The following is a 2,021-nucleotide window of genomic DNA, read 5'->3' as shown; positions in this document are numbered from 1 at the left end:
ACCTCAGTTACCCAGCAGGCTCCGCCGCTGCATCTCCAGGTCCAGCAGCTCCCGTTGCAGCTGCTGGTACAGGGCGGATTCCCGCTGCGGATCGGCGCGGTTCAGGTGCGCGAGCTTGTCCGACTTGGCGCGGTTGATGTGCATTTCCACCAGGCTGGTCAGCACACCCACGGCGTAGTTGCGGACCTGCTGTTCGGAGGAGGCGGGCAGCGGGGTCACCGACAGCTGCGCCAGGTAACCGTGCAGCGGTTCGGGCAGTTGCCCGCGCACGTGCTCCAGCCAGCCGCGGCCGCCGCGTGGGTCGTTGACGTCGTACTCGGGCCGCGCGGCAACGATCGAGTCGTGGAGCGCTTGGTGCACCGGGTAGCGCATCACGGCGGAGTCGAAATGACCCCAGTACGCCTCGGGTACCAGATCCGGAACCTGCAGAACGACCTCCAGCGCTTCGCGTTCCATCCTGGCCACGGGCTCACGGGGATTGGGCAGCTGAACCTCCGCCGGACGTTCCTGCTCTTGAGAATCCCCGCGGGGATGTCCTTGACGCTCGCCGTCGCTTCGAGCTCGCCCTGACCCATCACGAACCGCCGAGAACTGTTGCGAGTCGTGGTGTTGCGGTGTCCGCTGTTGCTGCCCTAGCCGCTGCGATGTCGAGCCCCGCTTGGTCGCGGCCGCCACCGCCCGCATCACCTCATCGGTCTCGATGCCCAGCCACCCGGACAGCTCCCGGGCATACGCCGGGCGCAGGGACGAGTCGCGGATCTGCGCCACGATGGGCGCGCACGCCCGCATGGCCCGCAGTCGCCCTTCCAGACTGTTCACGTCGTAGTCGCGAATGGTCGCCTTCAAGGCGAATTCGAACAACGGGGTCCGGGTACTGACCAGGTCCCGCACGGCGGCGTCGCCGCGGGTCAGCCGCAGGTCGCACGGGTCCATGCCGTTTGGTCCCACGGCCACGTAGGTCTGCGCCACGAACCGCTGGTCCTCCTGGAAGGCGCGCAGCGCGGCCTTCTGTCCGGCGGCGTCGCCGTCGAAGGTGAAGATGACCTCTCCCCCGGCGGAATCGTCGGAGAGGAAACGGCGCACGATTTTGATGTGATCCGCCCCGAAAGCGGTACCGCACGTGGCCACCGCGGTCTCGACACCGGCCAAATGGCAGGCCATGACGTCCGTGTAGCCCTCGACCACCACCACCTGCTTGCCCTTGGCGATCGCCCGCTTGGCCAGGTTGATGCCGTACAGCACCTGGGACTTCTTGTAGAGCTGTGTCTCGGGGGTGTTGAGGTACTTGGGCCCCTGGTCGTCCTCGTAGAGCCTGCGCGCGCCGAAGCCGATGACCTCACCGGCCACCGCGTGAATGGGCCAGATCAACCGGCCACGGAACCGGTCGTAGAGACCCCGATTGCCCTCCGAGAACATGCCCGTGAGCTTGAGTTCCTGGTCCGTGAAACCCCGGTCCCGCAGGTGTTTGAGCAGGTTGGACCAGCCCTTGGGTGCGTAACCAATGCCATAGGTGCGCGCGGCGTCGTCGTCGAAACCGCGTTCGCCCAAGAACTGTTGGGCGGCCGTGGCCTGCCGGGTGTAGAGGTGGCGCTGGAAGAATTCCGCGGCGATCTTATGGGCGTCCAGGAGCCGCTGCCGGCGCCCCACTTCTTCGCGCTTGGGCCCCGAGCCCTGCTCGTAACGCAGCTCGTAGCCGATGCGCGCGGCCAGCCGTTCCACCGTTTCGGTGAACGGCGTGTGATCCATTTCCATGAGGAACGCGATCACGTCACCGGATTCGTCGCAGCCGAAGCAGTGGTAAGTACCCATGTGCGGGCGCACGTGGAAGGACGGCGTGCGCTCGTCGTGGAACGGGCACAGGCCCTTGTAGGAACCAATGCCGGCGGGCTTGAGGGTCACGTACTGGTCGACGATTTCCTTGAGGTCGGTGCGTGAGCGCACCTCGTCTATGTCTTCTCGCCTGATCAGTCCCGCCACGCCTCTCATCCTAGGCAACGCGTCAAACTCGCCAGACCGCGGCG

1 protein-coding gene is annotated in these 2,021 nt (G+C 66.4%); it reads right to left on the bottom strand.

Features of this window, described 5'->3' with window-relative positions; genetic code table 11:
* Nucleotides 1–3: 3 nt before the first annotated feature.
* The gene (dnaG, locus tag Q4E95_RS13245) at nt 4–1,977 is read right to left on the bottom strand and encodes a DNA primase (protein ID WP_303383744.1); all 1,974 of its coding nucleotides are present in this window, start codon (nt 1,975–1,977) and stop codon (nt 4–6) included.
* Nucleotides 1,978–2,021: the final 44 nt, after the last annotated feature.

The organism is Kocuria sp., assembly GCF_030536815.1.
GTDB classification, from domain to species: Bacteria; Actinomycetota; Actinomycetes; order Actinomycetales; family Micrococcaceae; genus Kocuria; species Kocuria gwangalliensis.
This window is presented reverse-complemented; position numbering and strand designations above follow the sequence as displayed.